Source organism: Nocardia sp. XZ_19_231 (genome assembly GCF_015355705.1).
Taxonomy (GTDB): domain Bacteria; phylum Actinomycetota; class Actinomycetes; order Mycobacteriales; family Mycobacteriaceae; genus Nocardia; species Nocardia salmonicida.
On sequence record NZ_JACUZI010000007.1, the window covers coordinates 108,996 to 129,394 of the forward strand.

A 20,399-nucleotide genomic window follows, 5' to 3' on the forward strand; every position below is an offset into this window, starting at 1 on the left:
GCCGACGACCGGAGCGCCGTCACGCGAGCAAACCGGTGACCAGCGCCTCCAACCCGGCGGCGTAGGTGCTCTCGACGTCGAATTCGGTCCAGCGGGAACCGATCTGGGCCAACCGGGGCAGCTGCTCGGGGTCGATGTTCGCGAAGACCTCCGCGCGGTAGGTCGGCCCTTCCTCGGCGCGCCGCACCGCTCGGCCGGTGACGATCAGCTCGCCCGCCGTGTAATGCCAGATGGTGCGATACACGGCCACCGCGCGCTCGAGGGGAAGGCCCGCGGTGATCGCCGCGTCGATGATGGTCTCGGGGAACCACAGCGCCGAGCGGCCGAGCAGGTCGCCGTCGGCGAGCACGTCGACGATCCAGGAGTGGGCCGCGAGGGCGTCGCGCATCGCGGTGGCGGCCACCAGGATTCGCACTCGCCACGCTTACGACGACCTATTCCGAAGGGCCCGCCCGTATCCGAGCGCTCGGCGTCTGGGGTGGGGTCAACGCCGCGGGTGGCGCGCTCGGCGTGCTCGTCGGCGGACTACTCACCGAGTACGCGAATTGGCGCTGGGTGATGCTGGTCAATATCCCGATCGTCGCGATCGCGCTGTTCGCCTTGGTCAGGGGCGTACCCGCCGACGCACCGACAGGTGCGCGGGCTCGGCTCGATATCGCCGGTGCGGTGCTGGCGACGGGCGGTATCGGACTACTCGTCACCGGCGTGATCCGCACCGACCACTACGGCTGGGCTTCTGCCGAGACAGGCGTGACCCTCGCCGTAGCGGCAGCGCTCCTCGCGGGCTTCCTCGTGGTCGAGACACGCTCGGCGAACCCACTGTTGCGGCTAAGTCTTTTCACCAACCGCTGGGTGCGCGGCGCCGATCTCTTCGTCTTCTGCGCCGCCGCGGGCCAGTTCTCCGCCTTCTATCTGGTGTCGCTGTATATGCAGCAGGTACTGCACATGAGCGCGGGCGCCACCGGGGCCGCCTTCATCCCGTTCTCGCTGTGCGTCATCGTCGGCACCCTCGCCGCGACCCGAATGGGCGTCCACTTCTCCCCCAAGCCATTGCTGGTCGGCGGCGGTCTACTCGCCGCCGTCGGCATCGGCTGGTTCGCGCTGATCAGCCCCGACGGCGATGTCCTCACCGATGTTCTCGGGCCGTCGATCGTCGGCGGCTTCGGGCTCGGGCTCTGCCTCGCCCCGGTCGCGGTGGCAGCCGTCAGCGGCGTGGCACCCGGTGAAGCCGGCATGGCCTCCGGCGCCTTCAACAGCGCCCGCCAACTCGGCGGCAGCGTCGGCGTCGCCGTACTGGCCACCCTCGCGGCGGGTCGTACCGGCGCGAGCGCCGATCCGGTCGCGCTCAACAACGGCTACGCCTTCGCGTTGGCGATCGCCGCTGTGCTGTTCGCCGCTGCCGCAGCAGTCGCGGCCACCGTCCTACCCACCCGGCTCGACCGCACCGAAAACTCGGTCCGCGAGGACATTCCCGCGGTGACCCCGTGAAAGGAACTCCGATGACACCCATCGATCTGTTCGCCCGCGCCCTGCACTTCCAGCCGGAGGGCACGGTGCGATCGGGCGCGCGCCGGATGGCCGCCGCGTCGGGCGGCTGGCAACTGGCCACCTTCCATGTCGACACCGACGCCGACGTCCACGCCGACCAGCGGGAGATGCATCCTTCCAGCGAGGAAGCGGTGTGCTGCCTCGCCGGTTCGCTGCGGCTCTACCTGCGGCCGGAGAGTCCGGGCGAGGCGGAAACCGCGGTGCGACTCACGGCGGGAACCGCGTTCCTCGTGCCGCGCAACCGCTGGCACAGAATCGAACTCGACGAGCCGTCCGACATCATGTCGATCGGGCTGCGCGGCGGTACCCGGCAGGAGCCCGTCGCAGGTTGAGTGGTGACCACTGCCGAAAAAGGTCGAGGGCGCCGGTTTCCCGGCGCCCTCGACCTTTTCAGTACCGACAGTGAACTAGCGGACGGTGTGCACGATCAGCACGTCCGAACGGGACTTGCGGGCTACGTCCGAGGGGACGGAGCCGAGCAGGCGCCCGGTGAGGGTGTTGAGGCCTCGGTTGCCGACGACGAGCAGGTCCGCGTCCACCTCGTTGACGAGGTCGAGCAGCGAATCCACCGGCTCACCGACGATCGCGCGATCGACGATGTTCTTCGCACCGGCGGCCGCGGCCTTCTCCCGGGCGACGAGCAGGATCTCGTTGGTCGGCGCCGAGCCACGGACCTGGTAGGCCTCGTCCTTGAGCACATCGGCGGCGGCGGCGACGTCGCGATCGTCGGTCGGGAAGAAGGCGCAGGCCAGCACGAGAGTTGCCCCCGCGTCCCCGGCGAGCGCCGCGGCCTTCTCCACCGCCACGTACGACGAATCCGAGCCATCAGTACCGACGACAATGGTCCGGTAGGCGGTCATCTCTCCTCCAACTTGGTCGGTGCCAGCACCGACCAACTCGGGAATCGAGCGTCAGCGCGGCAATTGGCTCGACCCTAACGCCAAATCAGGCCGATTTATCAGAAATCGCAACAGATCACACCGGGAGTGTTGACGCCACTACCCGTTGTCACGGTGGCCTTCGCGACAGTGGAGAAGATCGACCTGCGGCAATAAGACCGCAGATCGAAGAAATTGTGGCCTATCACAACACAATCAACACCGCAGTGCGCCTGGGACTTTGATCACATCAGCCGGAGAAACTCGGGAGCCCGCAGGCGGCGCTTCCGGTACCGGTATTCGGGGCGACGGTCACCGCGGCGGGAGTGATCCACCAGGTCCTGAGATGATTGTCGACCTTCGCCGTCAACTCGTGCGCGCCGGCGGCGGTGGGACGCCACGAGGTCTTGGTCTCGCCGATCGTCGGGACCTCGACCGTACCGATCACCGCGCCGTTGTCGTAGAAGGTCACCGGCGCGCCGGTATTGCCGGAGCTGTAGCCGACGACGTTGACCGCGACCAGGGTGTAGGAACAGCCGACCTGCGGATCGGAGCTCGATACGCTGACCCATTGGCCGTCCGAGATATCCGCGTGCGCGCCCGGTGCGAGCAAGGCCGTGGCGGCCAATGCGGACGCGAGAGCGGCGCCCAAACGCGAGGTCCATTCGAAAGATGTTGTCACTGTTGATGTCCTGACTTCTCCACGCAGCAGCGGCCGCTGCGAATGCGCAGACACTATCGACGGACGCCGCCGCCACAAGTTGGAATGTAAATATTTCAGACCCCCTACTTCTAGGGTCTGTACGCACGATCACCGCGCGGTGGGGACCGCGCTCACCGTCTGTGCGCTGCGGGCGTATTCCATCGGTGACATCCCGATCTCGGCGGTGAATTCGCGACTGAAATGCGCCTGGTCGAAATAGCCGAGCTCGGCGGCCAGTACCGCGAGATCAGGGCGCCCGTGCGCGAGCAAATCTGCGGCATCTTGCAATCGGAACCGGCACAGCACCCATTTCGGGCCTGCCCCGACGTAGCGGCGGAACAGGCGTTGCAGGGTGCGGATCGGGATAGCGAAACGATCGGTGACCTGGTCGACCCTGGTCAGTTCCGGATCCTCGGCCATGGCCGTGACGATGCGCGTCACCTGCGCGTAGTGCGGATCGTCGGTGCGACCGCGGCCCGCGAAGAATTCCTCGACGATTACCCGTCTGCGCTCGTCGGACTGTTCGGCCAGCACCCGCTCGGCCAGCCCCGCGGCCTCGGGGATCACCGCGCCCAGCGGCGCCGAATCATCGCGTAGGGCTCCCACATCCATGCCGGTGAAGGCACCGAAGCCGCCGGGGGCGAACCGGATACCGAAGGTCTCGCCTTCCCTGGCGAGTTCGCGCACGTATTTCGTCGTGCACACACCATTGACGAAACCGCCGGTGCGGGTGGTGCTGCGCTCGAAGGTGACATTCACACATGGAAAAGACAGCACCTCGGCCGAATAACTGGGCTGCCCGCGCAGATCCCAGCGCACCACCCAATACCGGTCCGCGAACTCGGCCAGCGCGGGCCCGACCCCGAGCCGGTTCAGCGATCGGTGTCTGGCCTGCTCCTCTGGGTGCAGAATTCCTTTCACATCACCGGGATCCGGCGCCGCCGTCATCACCGGCCGATCTGTCGCGTTCTTACAAGACGGGCCGTCAGCGCCGGAGCAGGATCGTAGTCATGACCAATCCCGTTGCGCCCATTCCGGAGGGCTACCACTCCATCACCTGTTTTCTGGCCGTACCGGACGGAAACGCGGCCATCGACTTCTACACCGCGGTCTTCGAGGCGAAGGTGCTCAGCCGCGCCGATCAGCCCGACGGCCAGCCCGCGCACGCCGAACTGCTCATCGGTGATTCCACCCTGCAGCTCGGAATGCCCATCCCCGACAGCAATGTTCGCGCGCCGCAGGACTGGGTGCACACCTCGGTGGTGCACTACTGCCCCGATGTGGACGCGGTGATCGCCCGTGCGCTCGAACACGGTGCCCGCAGCGCCGAGGAGCCGCAGACCTTCGTCACCGGCGACCGCTTCGGCGTGGTGATCGACCCCTTCGGCCACCGCTGGGCGGTGATCACCCGCGTCGAGGACGTCTCCAAGGAGGAAGCCGACCGCCGCGTCGCCGCCTGGATGGCAGAGCAGGGTTGACGGTGCGCGCCACGGGGCTCGGCTCGGCATCGCTCAGCTGAGCCCCGCGGCGTCCATGCCGCGCAGCTCCTTCTTCAGGTCGGCGATCTCGTCACGCAACCGGCCCGCCAGCTCGAACTGCAGTTCGCGGGCCGCGTTCATCATCTGTGCGGTGAGTTCGGTGACCAGGTTGGCCAATTCGGCGCGTGGCATCGACTTCACGTCGCGTTCGGCGTAGATGCCCGAGCTGACCGCCCGACCCGGCTCGCCCTGGGCCCGCCTGCCGCGGCTGGCGTTGCGACCCGAGCCGCCGACGGCCACCTCATCGTCGGCCTCGAGATACACCTGGTCGAGGATGTCGGCGATCTTCTTGCGCAGCGGCTGCGGGTCGAGGCCGTGTTCGGTGTTGTAGGCGACCTGTTTGGCCCGGCGACGGTCGGTCTCCTCGATGGCGTGCTGCATCGAGTCGGTGATCTTGTCCGCGTACATGTGCACTTCGCCGGACACATTGCGCGCCGCGCGGCCGATGGTCTGGATGAGGCTCGTGCTCGACCGCAGGAAGCCTTCCTTGTCGGCGTCGAGGATCGCCACCAGCGACACCTCGGGCAGGTCGAGGCCCTCACGCAGCAGGTTGATGCCGACCAGCACGTCGTATTCGCCCAGGCGCAGCTGCCGGAGCAGTTCGACGCGGCGCAGCGTGTCGATCTCGGAGTGCAGGTAGCGGACCTTCACGCCGAGGCCGAGCAGGTAATCGGTCAGGTCTTCGGACATCTTCTTGGTGAGCGTGGTGACCAGGACCCGCTCGTTGCGCTCCGCGCGCTCACGGATCTCGTGCACCAGGTCGTCGATCTGTCCCTTGGTGGGCTTGACCACGACCTTCGGATCGACCAGGCCGGTCGGGCGGATGACCTGCTCGACCACCTCACCACCGACCTGACCCAGCTCGTAGTTGCCGGGAGTCGCCGACAGATACACCGCCTGACCGATTCGCCCGGCGAACTCCTCCCAGGTCAGTGGGCGGTTGTCGACTGCCGAGGGCAACCGGAAACCGAAATCGACCAGGTTGCGCTTGCGCGACATGTCACCTTCGAACATGCCGCCGATCTGCGGCACCGTGACGTGCGATTCGTCGATCACCAACAGGAAATCGTCGGGGAAGTAGTCGAGCAGGGTGGCCGGTGCCGAACCTGCCGGGCGCCCATCGATGTGGCGCGAATAGTTCTCGATACCCGAGCAGAAGCCGACCTGACGGATCATCTCCAGGTCGTATTCGGTGCGCATGCGCAACCGTTGCGCCTCGAGCAGCTTGCCCTGACGCTCGAATTCCTCGAGCCGCGCGGCCAGTTCGGACTCGATATCGCCGACCGCCCGCTCCATCCGCTCCGGCCCGGCCACGTAGTGGGTAGCCGGAAAGATGCGCGCCGAATCGACTTGGCGCACAACATCACCGGTGAGCGGATGCAGGTAGTAGAGCGCCTCGATCTCGTCACCGAAGAACTCGATGCGGATCGCCAGCTCCTCATAGGACGGGATGATCTCGACGGTGTCGCCGCGCGCCCGGAACGAGCCACGGGTGAACGACATGTCGTTGCGGGTGTACTGCACGTCGACGAGCAGGCGCAGCAACGCATCGCGGTCGATCTCGCCGCCGACTTCGAGCTGCACCGACCGATCCAGATACGACTGCGGGGTGCCGAGGCCGTAGATGCACGACACCGACGCGACCACGACGACATCGCGACGCGAGAGCAGACTCGAGGTCGCCGAGTGCCGCAGCCGCTCGACGTCGTCGTTGATCGAGCTGTCCTTCTCGATGTAGGTGTCGGTCTGGGCGATGTACGCCTCGGGTTGGTAATAGTCGTAGTACGAGACGAAGTACTCGACCGCGTTGTTGGGCAGCATCTCGCGCAGTTCGTTGGCGAGCTGCGCGGCGAGGGTCTTGTTCGGCGCCATCACCAGGGTGGGCCGCTGCAATTTCTCGATCAGCCACGCGGTGGTGGCCGATTTACCGGTACCGGTGGCGCCGAGCAGGACGACGTCCTTCTCCCCCGCGTTCACCCGGCGCTCGAGCTCCGCGATGGCCGCGGGTTGGTCGCCGGCGGGTGAGTACTCGCTGACCACCTCGAACCGGGCGCCCGAGCGCTCGATCGTGCCGACGGGGCGGTGTTCGGAATGGGCGATCGGGTGACCCCGCTCTTCGTACCCTTCCGTCGGGATCTCGGTTGCGAATGCCATGGACCCAGCTTAGGCGCGACCACTGACACGTTTCGGCCCCAGCGAGCAGGCTCCTGTTCGCCACACCACGCGCCGCGCCGACGACCGTCGGTCACCTCGTTGTCGTTCCCGTGAACTTCTGCTCATCGATACCGTCACAGCGCTGCGCGAAGGTGACGACAGCCACTGGCGCGCAAACCGACGGCGAATGCCATTTCCCCTGGTACAGACGATCGCGTTCGAACGCGGCGAATGCCCGGCACTTCGCTTGATGTCCGAAAAGTCCTTTGTCCCAATGCTATTCGACGAACGTGGTCTCGAATCGAACCCGCCACGCTCCCCGACGCGGGCGTACCCTGAGTTGATCATCGGCACGTGGTGAAGGACAAGGCCATGAGCGTTCTACTTCCCCTGCTCGTCGCGGCTCCAGCGGTAACCGGGTTCGCCGGTTATTTCGCCAGAGAGCTACGCGGCCCGCACGCACCGCCCACTGATCCGACGCCCGTTTCACCGTCTGCCAGACCCCGGGTCGAATACTTCGACCTCGCCGAGCTGACCAGTACCGACGCCAAGGGCTACATCCACTCGGTCGACCGGTACGAGGTACAGCCATGGGGGATCTACCTGGCCCGCATCCTCGACCGGCCGCATGGTCGCTACGAGGAGTCGTGGATGTTGCCCGGCCACGCCATACGCGCCACCATCAGCCACGATCGGCCCGGCCATCACCGCAGCCACGACTACGTGCTCGACATCGTCGAGTTCGTCCAGGTCGGGCCGAAACGGTGGCGGGCCACCGACTACTTCCTCGACATCGCGGTACGGCGCGGCCGGTCGTCGACGCTGTCCGGGTCGAGCGAACTGCTCGCCGCGCACGCCGCGGGCCTTGTCGACACCGAGCACGCGGATCGGGCCTTCGAACGCGCGGCGCGCGTGCTCGACGGCTTGGCCGCCAACGACCACGATGTCGAACAGTGGTTGCGCTCGCGCGACATCACGCTGACCTGGATGTAGCCGGCGAGCGGGCGAGGGTTTGCCCGCGCCGGTAGATTCTGCGCTCATGACGCAGGCATCCACCGTGCACGTGCATCCACCCAAGGTGGAGTACTTCGACGTCGCGGCCAGAACCAACACCGACCCCAAGGGCTTCGTCCGACCGGTGGAGATCTATCGGGTGGAGCCGTGGGGCCTGTACATGGGTCGACACTCCGATCACGCGCACTTCCACTACCTGGAATCGTGGGTACTGCCCGATCTGTCGCTGCGGGCGTCGAAGCTCCACTACAACCCCGGCGTCGAACAGTGGCAGGACATCTATGTCGATGTCGGCGCGTTCACCAGAGAGTCGCCGACGCTGTGGCGCTCGGTCGACCACTATCTCGATCTACTGGTGCGCACCCGACGTGATGTCCGGCTCGTCGATGTCGACGAACTGCTGGCCGCGCACACCGACGGCCTGCTCGACGCCGCGCAATGCCAGGCCGCGATCGAACACGCGACCGCCGCGATCGACGGGATCGCGGCGCACGGGTATTCCCTCGAGGATTGGCTGAGCACCTTCGGGATGACCCTGACCTGGCGCCGAAACGACGAACCGCCCGGCCCTCGGTAGGGTCCGGGCGGTGCGCGGAGTCGGTGTCAGCCTGCCGACAGGCTCGGGAACAGATCCGCGAGGCCACCGCCGCACGACGCGCTACCGGTGGCGCCCGCCGCGCCGACAGTGACGGTGATCGTGTCACTGATCAGCAGCTGACGAGCCTCCAGCTTGTGCTGGCCCGCCGTGGTCGGCTTCCAGGTGATGCTCACCGTGCCCGACAGCAGCGACGGCGACACCGGGCTGCCCGGGATATCCACCCCGTTGTCGGTGAACTTCACCGAGGTCAGCCGGTCCACCTCGACGCTCGCGGTCAACTTGTAGCTGCAACCGACCTTGTGGTCGGTTCCGGCCACGCCGAGGTTGCCGACCCAGGCCGAGGCCTGCGGAGCGGCCAGCACGAGGCTGGCGGCGACGGCGCCGAGTGCGGTGATGCCGAAGCCCGCACGGCCGAACTGACGGTGATGTGTTGTCATAGGCGCTACAACTCCCCTGTGAATCGAGTCACCCTGTAGTGACTTCGCACAATTTACACAGCGCGCTGTAGCGTGCGGACAGTTTCCGAAACATTGATGTTTAACAGTTTGGTGCGCGGTTCACGCGCGGGCGCGGGCCCACTCGGTGACCACCGGATAGACCGCGTCGAACCACGGTTCCTTCACCACGTAATAGGCATCACCGGCCGCGTCATAGGTCAGATCCGCCGCCGCGAGTTCGGCCCCACGCTTGACCGCCAGATACTCCGACCGTGCGCTGTCGTTCGCCCGCAACCAGTCGCGCAGGTCGAGCGCGAACCGCTGGCCCAGTGAATCCCGCACGCGCAGATGGATATTGGCGGGTCGGCCGGGATCGGCGTTGCCGTGCAGGCGTTTTCCCCACCGGGCGAGGTCGGCGCCTTCGGGATCGCCCTCGCTCGGCTTCGGATTGTCGTGCGTCACCCGAGTGGCCAGCGGGAACCCGCCCGCCGTCAACGCATCGGTCAGCGATTCGGCCGTGGCCATGTCGGCCACCGTCACCTGGATGTCGATGATGTCCTTGGCGGGCAGGCCGTGGACCGCGGTCGATCCGACGTGATCGATGCGCACCGCCGACGCACCACACGCCAAATGCAGCCGGGCGATGATCCTGCGTGCCTGCACGTCCCATTCCGGGTCGGTGACGAGGCGGTAGTCGGCGCGCGCGCGGACCCCCTCACGCTGATTGCGCTCGAACGGCACCAACCGCCGCGTCCACAGCTCCCGGACCTGCTCCTCGACCACCTCCGGTGCGCCGTTGTTGTCGAGCCACACATCGGCGACCGCACGGCGCTGTTCGTCGGTGGCCTGCGCGGCGATCCTGACTCGCGCGTCCGCTTCGGCCACCCCGCGGTGTTCGACCAGCCTTCGCAGCCTGGTCTCCTCCTCGGCCCCGACCACCACGACGAGCTGCATCAGCGGCGCGAGCCCGTTCTCGACGAGCAACGGAATATCCTGCACCACAATGGCATCCGCGGGCGCGTCGCCGATCAGTTCCGCGGTGCGGGCACCGACCAGCGGGTGGGTGATGGCATTGAGCTTGCCCCGCGACACATCATCGGCGAAGGCGACCGCGGCCAGCGCGGGCCGGTCGAGACTGCCGTCGGGGCTCAGGATCCGCTCACCGAACTCCTCGACCAGCGCGGTCAGGCCCGGCGTGCCGGGGGCGACGACCTCGCGGGCGATCGCGTCGGAGTCGATGAGCACCGCCCCCAGCTCGACCAGTGTCCGCGCCACTGTGGATTTACCCGCTCCCATGCCTCCGGTGAGGCCGATCCGCAACATGGGCTCAGTCTCGCATCCCGACCGACGGGCCGGGGCAGGTCCCACGACACGCCCACGCGCGGAGCGGCGGGAGATCCCCGGTCGGGCGCGTCGAGTGGATTAATCTACCGCGCAGGCGAGAAGGCCGCACGACTACCGACAGGATGATCATGGGCACCAGGAACGACCAGGCGGCTCGCCACCGTCTCGGCATGCCGGGCGGTGTGCACTGCATCGAATTCCCCGCCGTGGCAGCAACTCTCGCCGAATACCGCCGCTCCTGGTTCAGCACCCTGCTCTCCCCCGCCAGACACAGCTTCGCCGCGATGCGCAAACGCCCAAGGATGGCCACCGGCTACTGGTCGCCCGCCGCGGCCGCGAACTGATCGGTGGGCCCGGCGCATCGCCGAGCCCACCACCGGTTCACGCTCCGACGAGACCACTCGGCGCGCGCCGGGTTCCCGGCTGTTGCGTCGGCATCGCATTCGGCGGCACCGGGTACGGCACACCCCGACCCAGGCTGCCCGCCGCGATATTCGGACCACACTGCGCGATCGCCGCGTCGGCCTTGGGCCGCGGGTCGGGCAGCACCGGTTTCGCGGCATTCGGCGCCGCCGCGAAGTCGAACGTGGAGGTCATGTCGCCGGTGATGCCGCGTCGCCAGGCGGTCAGGTTCGGCACGTCGACACCGAATCTGGTTTCCAGCAAGCGCAATTGGGACGTGTGATCGAAGGTCTGCGAGGCCACCAGCCCACCGCGACTGTACGGCGAGATCACCATGCACGGCACCCGATAGCCCAGTCCGATCGGACCGGTGATCCCGCCCGCCGCAGGCACCCGGTCCAGTGGCACCGTCAGGAATTCACCCGGGGTGCCGGGCGGTGGGGTGGGCGGGGTGACGTGGTCGAAGAAGCCGCCGTTCTCGTCGTAGCTGATGATCAGCGCGGTCTTCTCCCAGACCGCCGGATTCGAGGTGAGGATATCGAGTAGCTGCACGATCCCGAGCGCGCCGAAAGCCGCGGGTAGCGCGGGATGTTCGCAGTGCAGTAGCGACGGCACCACCCAGGACACCGCGGGCAGGGTGTTGCCGGCGACGTCGGCCCGGAAGTCGTTCGGGTAGATCGGTGCGATACCACGGCGCGCCAGTTCGGAATTCGGGTCGGCAGCCTGAGTGAAGCAACCCATCATGCCGTCCAGGATCATCGACGAGGCCGGACCGGCATCACGATTGCTGTAGATCTTCCACGGGACCCCGCCCTCGGACAGGTTCTCCGGGTAGGTGCGCCAGCTGTAGACGTTCTTCGGGATCAGCGTCGGCGTCTCCACCAGCGGACCGCCAGCCAGGCCGTCGGGGTCGATGCTCGCGCTCATCCAGTACAGCCGGTTGGGGTCGGTGGGACCGAGCACCGAGCAGTGGTAGTTGTCGCAGAGGGTGAATGCCTGTGCGAGCTCGGTGTGGATCGGAATGTCTTCCGGCAGGTAGTAACCCATCGCCGCGGGCGCGTTGTCGGGCCCGACCGAGGCCACCGACATCGGCATCCAGCCGTCGTTGCGCCCGTCGTTGAATGCCTTGTGCATGCCGGGCCAGGTGTGGTCGGGGTCGTTGATGCACTCCCCGTCCAGGGTGGCGCCGCGGGTGGTGTCGAGCCGAAACGGTTCGACGAAACCCGCTGCGGTGGGCCCGATTCCGGGCGACCACCCGAACTGACGCCACGACGCGGACGCCTCACCGAACCCGCGCACCCCCGACATGGTGCCGAAATAGTGGTCGAAGGACCGGTTCTCCTGCATGAGCAAGACGAAATGCTCGATATCGCCGAGCCCGCCCATGCCGGCCGGATCGGCGGCAAAAGCCCGGTCGATAATCGGATTCGCCCAGGTGGCAAGCGTTCCCACGGCACCGGCGGCCATAGCCTTCGCAAGGAATTGTCGCCGGTTGAGACCGGCGAAGGGACCAGAACTCATCGTGAGTGGAGCACCTTTCCCGTAGGGGATGGAGCAATCGCGCACACGCTACACCCACGGGAAAAGGCCGAAGGCCCCGGTCCGTGTGGACCAGGGCCTTCGGTAGTGCAGTTGTTGATTCAGCCGTTTCCGGTGAATCAGGCGTTGCCGCTCACTCAGGCGTTGCCGCTGAGCTTCTCCCGCAGAGCCGCGAGCTGGGCATCGCTGGCCAGCGAGCCGCCCGTGGACTCGGCCGGACCGGAGGTGGACGCAGGCGCGCTGCTACCGGTCTCGGAGGAGTAGTTGCCCGCGACGGGACCACCAGCGGCGGCCTCGGCGGCAGCGTCGGCTGCCATCTTCTCCATCTGAGCAGTGTGCATCTTGTGGCGACGCTCGGCCTCGGCGTAGCGGCCTTCCCACTCTTCACGCTGCTTGTCGAACCCGTCGAGCCACTCGTTGGTGTCGGGATCGAAGCCTTCGGGGAAGATGTAGTTGCCCGCATCGTCGTAGCTGTCGGCCATGCCGTACTTCGACGGGTCGAACTCGGCGTTGTAGTCCTCGTTCGCCTGCTTCAGCGACAGCGAGATACGACGACGCTCGAGGTCGATGTCGATGACCTTGACCATGGCGTCGTCGCCGACGGCCACAACCTGGTCCGGGACCTCGACGTGGCGCTCGGCCAGCTCGGAGATGTGAACCAGGCCCTCGATGCCCTCTTCGACGCGCACGAAGGCACCGAAGGGAACCAGCTTGGTGACCTTGCCGGGCACGATCTGGCCGATGGCGTGGGTCCGGGCGAACTGACGCCACGGGTCTTCCTGAGTCGCCTTGAGCGACAGGGAGACGCGCTCGCGGTCCAGGTCGACGTCGAGAACCTCGACGGTGACCTCGTTGCCGACCTCGACAACCTCGGACGGGTGGTCGATGTGCTTCCAGGACAGCTCGGAGACGTGCACCAGGCCGTCGACGCCACCCAGGTCCACGAAGGCACCGAAGTTGACGATGGAGGACACGACGCCCTTGCGGACCTGGCCCTTCTGGAGCTGGTGCAGGAACTCGCTGCGGACCTCGGACTGAGTCTGCTCGAGCCAGGCGCGACGCGACAGAACCACGTTGTTGCGGTTCTTGTCGAGCTCGATGATCTTGGCCTCGATCTCCTTGCCGACGTACGGCTGGAGGTCGCGGACACGACGCATCTCGACGAGCGAGGCGGGCAGGAAGCCACGAAGACCGATGTCGAGGATCAGGCCGCCCTTGACGACCTCGATGACGGTGCCCTTGACGGCCTCGTCCTTCTCCTTGAGCTCCTCGATCGTGCCCCACGCGCGCTCGTACTGCGCCCGCTTCTTCGACAGGATCAGGCGGCCTTCCTTGTCCTCCTTCGTGAGGACAAGTGCCTCGACCGCGTCGCCCACGGAAACGACCTCGTTGGGGTCGACGTCGTGCTTGATGGAGAGCTCGCGGGAGGGGATGACACCTTCGGTCTTGTAACCGATGTCGAGCAGGACCTCGTCACGATCGACCTTGACGATAGTGCCTTCGACGATGTCGCCATCGTTGAAGTACTTGATCGTTGCGTCGATGGCGGCCAGGAAATCCTCGGCGGAGCCAATGTCGTTAATGGCTACCTGCGGCGAGGTGACGGTGGTGGGCATATGTGGGTTTGCTCCGGACGGATTGTGGTCGGTTGCGGACATTGGATCTTTCGGTACGCTGCGAGATCACCGCGACGACGCGACGAAGGGATACCGGTAAAGTATCGCACGGACCGTCGCACTTGCCGCTGATCAAATCAGCGTCCCTCTACAGCGTGCATCAGCGTACGCGACCGGCGCGGAGCCGGGCAAACCACCCCCCGCACCACGCCGATACCCTGTTCGGCGTGTCCGACGACGAACGCCACGCGCAGGCCAACGCGCTACTCGGTATTTCAGCAACCACTCGAACCAAGATCGACTCGCGCGACAGCGAGCGCGCGAATCGCCGCTGGTGGGACGCCGACGCCGAGCAGTACCACCAGACCCACGCCGACTTCCTCGGCGTCGACTCCCCCGGCGGCGAGTTCGTGTGGTGCCCGGAGGGCCTGCACGAGGGTGACATGGGCTTCCTCGGTGACGTGACCGGCAAGACGATCCTGGAGATCGGCTGCGGTTCGGCGCCGTGCTCGCGATGGCTGGCGGGCCACGGCGCGTTCCCGGTCGGGCTCGATGTGTCGATGGGGATGCTGGAGCGTGGCGTGGCCGCGATGGACCAGGGCGGACCGCGGGTGCCGCTCGTTCAGGCCGGGGCCGAAGCGCTGCCCTTCGCCGACGCGTCGTTCGATCTGGCCTGCTCGGCATTCGGCGGCGTGCCGTTCGTCGCCGATTCGGCGCTGGTGATGCGTGAGGTGGCGCGGGTGTTGCGGCCGGGCGGGCGCTGGGTTTTCTCGGTGAACCATCCGATGCGCTGGATCTTCCCCGACGACCCGGGTCAGGCAGGTCTCACCGCCACGATCCCCTATTTCGACCGCACTCCTTATGTAGAGGTCGACGGGGACGGTGTACCGACCTACGCCGAGCACCATCGCACGATCGGCGACCGGGTCCGCGAGATCGTCGGCGCGGGCCTGCACCTGGTCGACATCGTGGAACCGGACTGGCCGGAATGGCTCGACCGCGAATGGGGTCAGTGGTCGCCGCTGCGCGGGCAGATCTTCCCCGGCACCGCCATCTTCATCGCCGAGAAGCCCTAGAACTCCGGGAGCGCGGCGAAGGACGGGTCGACGCGCACGCTCGGCACCGTGTCGGCGACCCAGCGGCGCGCCCTGGTCAGGGCGTGGTCGGGGAACTCCACATCGAAGCGGACGTCGTCGGACAGTAGATAGGGCAACCGCCCGCGCAGGCCGGGCGCGTACGGGTGGGGCGGGCACATCTCGTCGCGCCGCACTTGCCGCCCGATCGAGGTCTCGCGCGCACCGGGCACACCGGTCTCGGGGCAGATGACCTGGAACACCGCCGAGCACCGGTCCTTGGGCACCACGATCGACGCCGCGAAGACGAGTTCACCGCGCGGACCCCCCAGCTGCGTCTTCTCCACCCGCAACAGGGCGGGCAACTGGTCGACCCACACCACGAACGCCTCGATCAGGCAGCCGGTCCGCGCGTGGTGCTCGGCCAGCCGCCTGCGTAACCGCTTCAGGTCCTCGAGTCGAGCGGGCAGGTCGGGCACGCCGTTGACATAGTTCAGCGCGACGACGTCACGAGTGGCCGGATTCCCCCAGGTCGTGTCGTCCAACTGTTGCATTCCAGGAATGTCGAACGAGATGGGCACCGGATCAATTTACCGGCGCTGTCGACTTCGGTTGTCCCCGTGCGGCGCTCGGCGCGTCGATCAGGGGACAATCGCGCTCTTCGACCAAGTCGACGAGCCAGGCGTGGTGACCGATCACCATCGCGCGGCTGCGCGGGGTGGCGAGTACGGACGCCAACGCGATGCGAAACGCCTCGGCGGCTGTCCGGTCGTCGAAGTCGAGATCGATGAGCACCCGCTGTGGCGTGCCCTCGACACGGCCGACGCGATAGCCGCGCACTCCGTTGTCGGCGCGGAACCGCTCGTACTGGTCGAACGCGGCCTTCCAGTCGTCGTAGTCGCGAACGGTGTTGTCGATGTGCAAGGTGACGGTCATGATGGCCTCCGTTGTCGTGCCGAATGGGATACCTCGATCATCGGCCGGTCCGAAGCGCCGGAACATCCCTGATCCTGGGGGTATTCCGCCGTAGGCTGGACATGTGCCGAGTACCTTGGCCGACCGGATCGGCCGTCTGTGCCGCGCCGATCACTCCGCCAAACGACTGCGTGAACTCGTCCTGGTCGAGATCCGCGCGACGATCCCGTTCGCCGGTCATGTCTTCGCGCTCACCGATCCCGTCACCGCGGTCGCGACGGCGCCGCTCGCCGATGTCCCCGGCCTCGACTTCGAGCTCTTGCCGGACTTGATCCGCGCCCGCTACCTCACCCCGCTCAATCGCTGGGACACTGTGCGCGGCACCGGCGCCCACTCTTTGCTCGGCGCGACCGACGGCGACCCGAACCGGTCCCTGCTGTGGCGCACCGCTCAGCGCGATCTCGGCGTCACCGACTCCGCCACCATCACTTTCGCCGACCGCTATGGCTGCTGGGGCTTTCTCGAACTGCTCCGCTACACCGAATCCCCCTTCGCCACAGCAGAACTCGATGCACTGAGCACGCTGACATCCACAGTCACCGTCGGCCTGCGTCGTACCGTCGGGGCCACGTTCGTCGAATCCGACGCCCGCCTGCCACCCCTCGGCCCCGCGGTCGTACTCCTCGACAACACCCTGCGAGTGCGCGCCCGAACAGCGGCCGCCGCGGATTCCCTGCTCCGGCTACTCCCCCCGGACGAACCGATGCCGCCTGTCCCCGCCTCGGTCTACAACGCGGCCGCCGCCCTCCTCGCCATCGAGGCAGCCACACCCCTCGGCCCCGCCACCTCACGCGTCCACCTGGGTGGCAATCGCTGGCTCACCGTGAAAGCCGACCGCATCGGCACCGATATCGCCGTGGCCATGGAACCGAGCACCGCTACCGAACGCCTCGACCTGTTCGCCCGAGCCCACGGCCTCTCCGCCCGCGAATCCCAGGTCCTGACCCTCTTGGCGACCGGCCTGGATTCCCACGAGCTGGCCACGGAGTTGTTCCTGTCCGAACACACGATCAACGACCACGTCAAAGCCATCCTCGCCAAATCCGACACCCGAACCCGCCAACGCCTCCTGTCTCGCGTCCTCGGGGTCGGCTGATCTGCGGTGCGATCGATCCTCTAGTCCCGCTTGGGCTTTCGGCCTGCCTGGTCGAGGGCGAGGCGGAGGGCGTATTCGATTTGGGAGTTGATGCTGCGCAGGTCGTCGGCCGCCCACTTGGCGATTGCCTCGTGGACGGCCGGGTCGAGCCGCAGCAGGATCTTTTTGGGGTCCTTCTTCGGCTGGGTCATCGGGCGGCTCAGGAGTAGAGGGATCCGGCGTTGACCACCGGCTGGGTGGCGCGGTCGCCGCACAGGACGACGAGCAGGTTGGAGACCATGTTGGCCTTGCGCTCCTCGTCGAGTTCGACGGTGCCCTGTTCGGCGAGGCGATCGAGCGCGAGGGCGACCATGCCGACGGCGCCCTCGACGATCTGGGTGCGGGCCGCGACGACCTGGGCGGCCTGCTGGCGAACGAGCATGGCCTGGGCGATCTCCGGGGCGTAGGCGAGATGGGTGATGCGAGCCTCGATGACCTCGATGCCCGCGGTGAGGGTGCGCTCGCGCAACTCGACGGTCAGTTCCTCGGCGACCTCGGCGCCGTCACGCAGGCTGGTGCGGGAGTCGTCGTGGGCGTCGTAGGGATGGGTGGTGGCGAGGTGACGCACGGCGGCCTCGGACTGGGTCTCGACGTATTCCTCGTAGTCGTCGACGGCGAAGGCGGCCTTGAAACTGTCGACCACTTTGTAGACGACGACGGCCGCGATCTCGACGGGGTTGCCGTCGGCGTCGTTGACCTTGAGCTTCTGGGTTTCGAAGTTGCGCACCCGCAGTGAGATGGATTTGCGGTCGGTGAGCGGAACCACCGAGAAGAACCCCGGGTCACTGACCGAGCCGATGTAGCGGCCGAAGAAGGTGACGACCTTGGCCTCGTTGGGGTTGACGATGATCAGCCCGGTGGCGAGCAACCAGACGACCAGGATCGCGACGACGGCGGCGACCGCGCCGGTCCAGGCCAGTGCGCCACCGTTGTGTTGGGTGGCGGCGATAAACGCGAGAACGGCAGCGCCACCGAACAACAGGGTGAACACCAGCCACCCCAGCACGACGACGAATCCGTTGGCGCGGAATGCGGACCGCAGCTCCATGACATCCTCCCGATATCTGAGTGATATCACTAAGATAGTAGATATCGGGAGGACGGGCAAGGGGCGCTACGAACTGGGGACGATGTTGCGGTTGGCCCGAAACATGTTCCGCGCGTCGTATTTCGCTTTCGCCGCCGCCAGCCAGCGGTAGGTGTCCGGGGAGTACCCGGCCGCGGTCTGGGCCGCGTCCGCCGCACCGCCCGCACCGTAGAGGAACGCGAGGCTGTGTCCGATCGTCCACGGCGCCAACGCTTCTCGGACGGCGGCCAGCCCTTCGGGCGCGGCGTCGCCCGCACCAGGTCCGGTGATCACCCGCACGATGTATTCGGCATTCCGATGATCGATCGACGCCGGGCCACCGTGCTGGAGTGCGCCGCCGAGGTGGCGGATGTCGATCACCGCGTCGACCCGGCCGCCCGGCGCGGTCAACGCGCGCAGCGCGGACAGGCCCTGCGGTGTCAGCTCCGAGAGCAGCGCGTTGGTCGCGGCGTAGGCGTGAGGGAAGGGCGGATCGCTGTGGATGGTGTGCGATTCGGCGTAGGGCATCGTGCGCAGGTCCTCGTGCAGACGAGGTCCGATCTGCCGCAACGGCGCGACCCACCGCTCACCTTCCTCGCCCGACCCGTCGAAGGCGACCCGGATCGAGGCTACGTGGCGGCCCCGCAACGATTCCGGCACGGGCGGGATGTCGGGATAGGTCACCACCGCGATCGTGGAGGTCAGCGCACTCGGCACGGTCGCGGTCCATTCCCGCCATGCCGCCAACGCCGCATCGACGAGTGGCGCATCGAACACCAGCTGACCACCGTAGATTTCGGCGACGGGGACGAGGTCGAGTTCGAGCCCGGTCACCACACCGAAGTTCCCACCCGAACCCAGTACCGCCCCGAACAATTCGTCGTCCGGGCCGAGCGAGCGCACCCTGCCGTCGGCGGTCACGAGCTCGATGTGGCGCACATGATCTGCGGCATAGCCGAATTCGCGCGCCAGCAATCCGAGCCCACCGCCGAGCACATACCCGACGACGCCCACCGACGGTGACGACCCGTTCAAGGGCGCCAGCCCGTACCGAGCGGCCGCCTCGACCAACGCTCCCGCGCGTACCCCCGCACCGATGCGGGCAGTCCGGGCCTGCGGGTCGATGGTGATGCTGTCCATGCGTCCGGTTGTGATGAGCACCCCACCGTCGGCAGCGACGGACAAGCCGTGTCCGGTCGCTTGCACAGCGACCGCCAGCCCGCGCCGTGCGGCGAATTCCACCGCGGCACGCACGTCCTGGCCGTGCACCGCGCCGACCACGAACGCCGGACGGTGCGTGTAGGCGGTTTGGAAGCCGGCGATCTCCTCGGCGTACCCGGGGTCGTCCGGCGTGAATACGGGACCAGCGAAGTTCGTTGCGATATCGGTCATGTCTTCGACTCTGCGCCGCTCGGAAGAATAAGTACAAGAGATAGTTCTTCTCCTACCTATAATCGACAGTTATGGAACTGCGGCAGCTGCGCTACTTCGTGACGATCGTCGACGAAGGCGGGTTCACCAGGGCCGCCGAGCGGCTGCACTTGACCCAGCCCGGCCTCAGCACCCAGATCCGGCAACTCGAACGCGAACTCGGACAGCGCCTGCTCGACCGCGGCGCCCGCACCGTGACGCTGACCGACGTCGGGGCCGCCGTGCTCGAGCACGCGCGCGCCGCCCTGGCCGCCGTAGATCGGATCGGAGATACGGTCGGAGAGTTCACGGGCTTGCTCCGCGGGCAGGTCCGGGTCGGCATGATCTCCGGGGCGGCGTCGGAGGTCTTCGATGTGGCGGGGGTGCTCGCCGATTTCCACCAAGACCATCCGCAGGTCGGGATCAGCCTCACCGAGGACACCGCCGAACGGATGCTCGCCGCCGTCGAGCACGGTGAGCTCGATATCGCGCTGACCGGATTGACCGGCGCTCCAACAGATTCCAGCATCGGCCTGCACGTGATCCTGCAGACCGCACTCGTCGCCGCCGTCGCTCGCGACGCACCCGTCGACCCCGCCGAATCAGCGGGCTGTATCGCCTTGAGAGCCCTCGCCGATCACCGCCTCATCTGCCTCACCCGGGGCACCGGCCTGCGCGGCGTCTTCGAACGCTCCTGTGCCGCCGCCGATTTCACTCCGAACATCGCCTTCGAGGCCGCCGCTCCCCCGCTACTCCTCGAACTCGCCGCGCGCGGGCTGGGAACCGCCATCGTTCCTGCCCTCACCCGTGCCGAAGCCGACGCCTTCGGCGTCCGATCCCTCGACATCGTCGACCCCACCATCCACGGCCGACTGGCCCTGGCCTGGCGCACCGATCCCCCACCCAGCCCGGCGGCGAAGGTGCTGCTCGGGCAGTTACGCATCGCCTTCGGTGGTCACGCCTGAGCCG

At 67.2% G+C, this 20,399-nt stretch carries 23 protein-coding genes; 9 read left to right on the forward strand and 14 right to left on the reverse strand.

What is annotated here, in order from left to right; all coding sequences use genetic code 11:
* Positions 1-19: 19 nt before the first annotated feature.
* Positions 20-415, reverse strand: a complete 396-nt coding sequence (locus tag IBJ82_RS27440; protein WP_370585505.1) for a TetR/AcrR family transcriptional regulator C-terminal domain-containing protein — start codon at positions 413-415, stop codon at positions 20-22.
* Positions 416-456: 41 nt separating this feature from the next.
* On the opposite strand from IBJ82_RS27440, the gene IBJ82_RS27445 reads away from it, so the two are divergent.
* The gene (locus tag IBJ82_RS27445) at positions 457-1,488 is read left to right on the forward strand and encodes an MFS transporter (RefSeq protein ID WP_194828991.1); all 1,032 of its coding nucleotides are present in this window, start codon (positions 457-459) and stop codon (positions 1,486-1,488) included.
* Positions 1,489-1,499: 11 nt separating this feature from the next.
* Positions 1,500-1,880, forward strand: coding sequence for a cupin domain-containing protein (locus IBJ82_RS27450; RefSeq protein ID WP_194828876.1), 381 nt, complete (start codon positions 1,500-1,502; stop codon positions 1,878-1,880).
* Positions 1,881-1,955: 75 nt separating this feature from the next.
* On the opposite strand, the gene IBJ82_RS27455 is transcribed toward IBJ82_RS27450, so the two are convergent.
* The 3 genes from IBJ82_RS27455 to IBJ82_RS27465 all read right to left on the reverse strand — a co-directional run bounded on the left by IBJ82_RS27455 (position 1,956) and on the right by IBJ82_RS27465 (position 4,077).
* On the reverse strand, positions 1,956-2,408 hold the full coding sequence (locus tag IBJ82_RS27455; protein WP_056824493.1) for a universal stress protein: 453 nt from the start codon (positions 2,406-2,408) through the stop codon (positions 1,956-1,958).
* Between the two features lie 268 nt (positions 2,409-2,676).
* The gene (locus IBJ82_RS27460) at positions 2,677-3,108 is read right to left on the reverse strand and encodes a hypothetical protein (protein WP_194828877.1); all 432 of its coding nucleotides are present in this window, start codon (positions 3,106-3,108) and stop codon (positions 2,677-2,679) included.
* A 129-nt stretch (positions 3,109-3,237) separates the two neighbouring features.
* Positions 3,238-4,077 carry an AraC family transcriptional regulator gene (locus IBJ82_RS27465; RefSeq protein ID WP_194828878.1) on the reverse strand — a complete coding sequence of 280 codons (840 nt, stop codon included), beginning with the start codon at positions 4,075-4,077 and terminating at the stop codon, positions 3,238-3,240.
* A 62-nt stretch (positions 4,078-4,139) separates the two neighbouring features.
* Here IBJ82_RS27465 and IBJ82_RS27470 point away from each other — a divergent pair, with 62 nt between their 5' ends.
* Positions 4,140-4,607, forward strand: coding sequence for a VOC family protein (locus tag IBJ82_RS27470; RefSeq protein ID WP_056824502.1), 468 nt, complete (start codon positions 4,140-4,142; stop codon positions 4,605-4,607).
* 33 nt (positions 4,608-4,640) lie between these two features.
* Here IBJ82_RS27470 and uvrB read toward each other — a convergent pair whose 3' ends face one another.
* Entirely contained in the window at positions 4,641-6,821 is a 2,181-nt protein-coding gene (gene uvrB, locus IBJ82_RS27475; protein ID WP_194828879.1) for an excinuclease ABC subunit UvrB, read from the reverse strand.
* Between the two features lie 372 nt (positions 6,822-7,193).
* On the opposite strand from uvrB, the gene IBJ82_RS27480 reads away from it, so the two are divergent.
* Positions 7,194-7,814: a DUF402 domain-containing protein gene (locus IBJ82_RS27480; RefSeq protein ID WP_194828880.1), complete on the forward strand. Its 621-nt coding sequence runs from the start codon at positions 7,194-7,196 to the stop codon at positions 7,812-7,814.
* A gap of 46 nt (positions 7,815-7,860) precedes the next feature.
* Entirely contained in the window at positions 7,861-8,412 is a 552-nt protein-coding gene (locus IBJ82_RS27485) for a DUF402 domain-containing protein (protein ID WP_063005068.1), read from the forward strand.
* A gap of 26 nt (positions 8,413-8,438) precedes the next feature.
* Here IBJ82_RS27485 and IBJ82_RS27490 read toward each other — a convergent pair whose 3' ends face one another.
* Positions 8,439-8,870, reverse strand: coding sequence for a hypothetical protein (locus IBJ82_RS27490; RefSeq protein WP_194828881.1), 432 nt, complete (start codon positions 8,868-8,870; stop codon positions 8,439-8,441).
* Positions 8,871-8,990: 120 nt separating this feature from the next.
* Entirely contained in the window at positions 8,991-10,193 is a 1,203-nt protein-coding gene (gene coaE / locus IBJ82_RS27495; RefSeq protein WP_194828882.1) for a dephospho-CoA kinase, read from the reverse strand.
* A gap of 149 nt (positions 10,194-10,342) precedes the next feature.
* On the opposite strand from coaE, the gene IBJ82_RS27500 reads away from it, so the two are divergent.
* A complete protein-coding gene (locus tag IBJ82_RS27500) occupies positions 10,343-10,558 on the forward strand; it encodes a hypothetical protein (protein WP_194828883.1) in 216 nt (71 codons plus the stop codon).
* A 37-nt stretch (positions 10,559-10,595) separates the two neighbouring features.
* Here IBJ82_RS27500 and IBJ82_RS27505 read toward each other — a convergent pair whose 3' ends face one another.
* Together IBJ82_RS27505 and rpsA are read right to left on the reverse strand one after the other, a co-directional pair.
* A complete protein-coding gene (locus IBJ82_RS27505) occupies positions 10,596-12,137 on the reverse strand; it encodes a phospholipase C (protein WP_194828884.1) in 1,542 nt (513 codons plus the stop codon).
* 155 nt (positions 12,138-12,292) lie between these two features.
* Entirely contained in the window at positions 12,293-13,771 is a 1,479-nt protein-coding gene (rpsA, locus tag IBJ82_RS27510) for a 30S ribosomal protein S1 (RefSeq protein ID WP_194828885.1), read from the reverse strand.
* A gap of 227 nt (positions 13,772-13,998) precedes the next feature.
* Here rpsA and IBJ82_RS27515 point away from each other — a divergent pair, with 227 nt between their 5' ends.
* Positions 13,999-14,847: a class I SAM-dependent methyltransferase gene (locus IBJ82_RS27515; protein WP_194828886.1), complete on the forward strand. Its 849-nt coding sequence runs from the start codon at positions 13,999-14,001 to the stop codon at positions 14,845-14,847.
* Here IBJ82_RS27515 and IBJ82_RS27520 read toward each other — a convergent pair.
* Both IBJ82_RS27520 and IBJ82_RS27525 read right to left on the reverse strand, forming a co-directional pair.
* Positions 14,844-15,398, reverse strand: a complete 555-nt coding sequence (locus IBJ82_RS27520; protein WP_194828887.1) for a hypothetical protein — start codon at positions 15,396-15,398, stop codon at positions 14,844-14,846. The genes IBJ82_RS27515 and IBJ82_RS27520 overlap by 4 nt on opposite strands.
* 31 nt (positions 15,399-15,429) lie before the next feature.
* Positions 15,430-15,780, reverse strand: coding sequence for a hypothetical protein (locus IBJ82_RS27525; RefSeq protein ID WP_194828888.1), 351 nt, complete (start codon positions 15,778-15,780; stop codon positions 15,430-15,432).
* Positions 15,781-15,883: 103 nt separating this feature from the next.
* Here IBJ82_RS27525 and IBJ82_RS35500 point away from each other — a divergent pair, with 103 nt between their 5' ends.
* Complete coding sequence (locus tag IBJ82_RS35500; RefSeq protein WP_194828889.1) at positions 15,884-16,915, forward strand: helix-turn-helix transcriptional regulator; 1,032 nt, start codon at positions 15,884-15,886, stop codon at positions 16,913-16,915.
* Positions 16,916-16,935: 20 nt separating this feature from the next.
* On the opposite strand, the gene IBJ82_RS27535 is transcribed toward IBJ82_RS35500, so the two are convergent.
* The 3 genes from IBJ82_RS27535 to IBJ82_RS27545 form a co-directional block, all read right to left on the reverse strand.
* Positions 16,936-17,106 carry a toxin-antitoxin system HicB family antitoxin gene (locus tag IBJ82_RS27535; RefSeq protein ID WP_143875908.1) on the reverse strand — a complete coding sequence of 57 codons (171 nt, stop codon included), beginning with the start codon at positions 17,104-17,106 and terminating at the stop codon, positions 16,936-16,938.
* A gap of 8 nt (positions 17,107-17,114) precedes the next feature.
* Positions 17,115-18,002 (reverse strand): SPFH domain-containing protein, encoded by an 888-nt coding sequence (locus IBJ82_RS27540; RefSeq protein WP_194828890.1) that lies wholly within the window; start codon positions 18,000-18,002, stop codon positions 17,115-17,117.
* 66 nt (positions 18,003-18,068) lie between these two features.
* The gene (locus IBJ82_RS27545; protein ID WP_194828891.1) at positions 18,069-19,412 is read right to left on the reverse strand and encodes an FAD-binding oxidoreductase; all 1,344 of its coding nucleotides are present in this window, start codon (positions 19,410-19,412) and stop codon (positions 18,069-18,071) included.
* A gap of 71 nt (positions 19,413-19,483) precedes the next feature.
* Here IBJ82_RS27545 and IBJ82_RS27550 point away from each other — a divergent pair, with 71 nt between their 5' ends.
* Positions 19,484-20,395: a LysR family transcriptional regulator gene (locus IBJ82_RS27550; RefSeq protein WP_194828892.1), complete on the forward strand. Its 912-nt coding sequence runs from the start codon at positions 19,484-19,486 to the stop codon at positions 20,393-20,395.
* Positions 20,396-20,399: the final 4 nt, after the last annotated feature.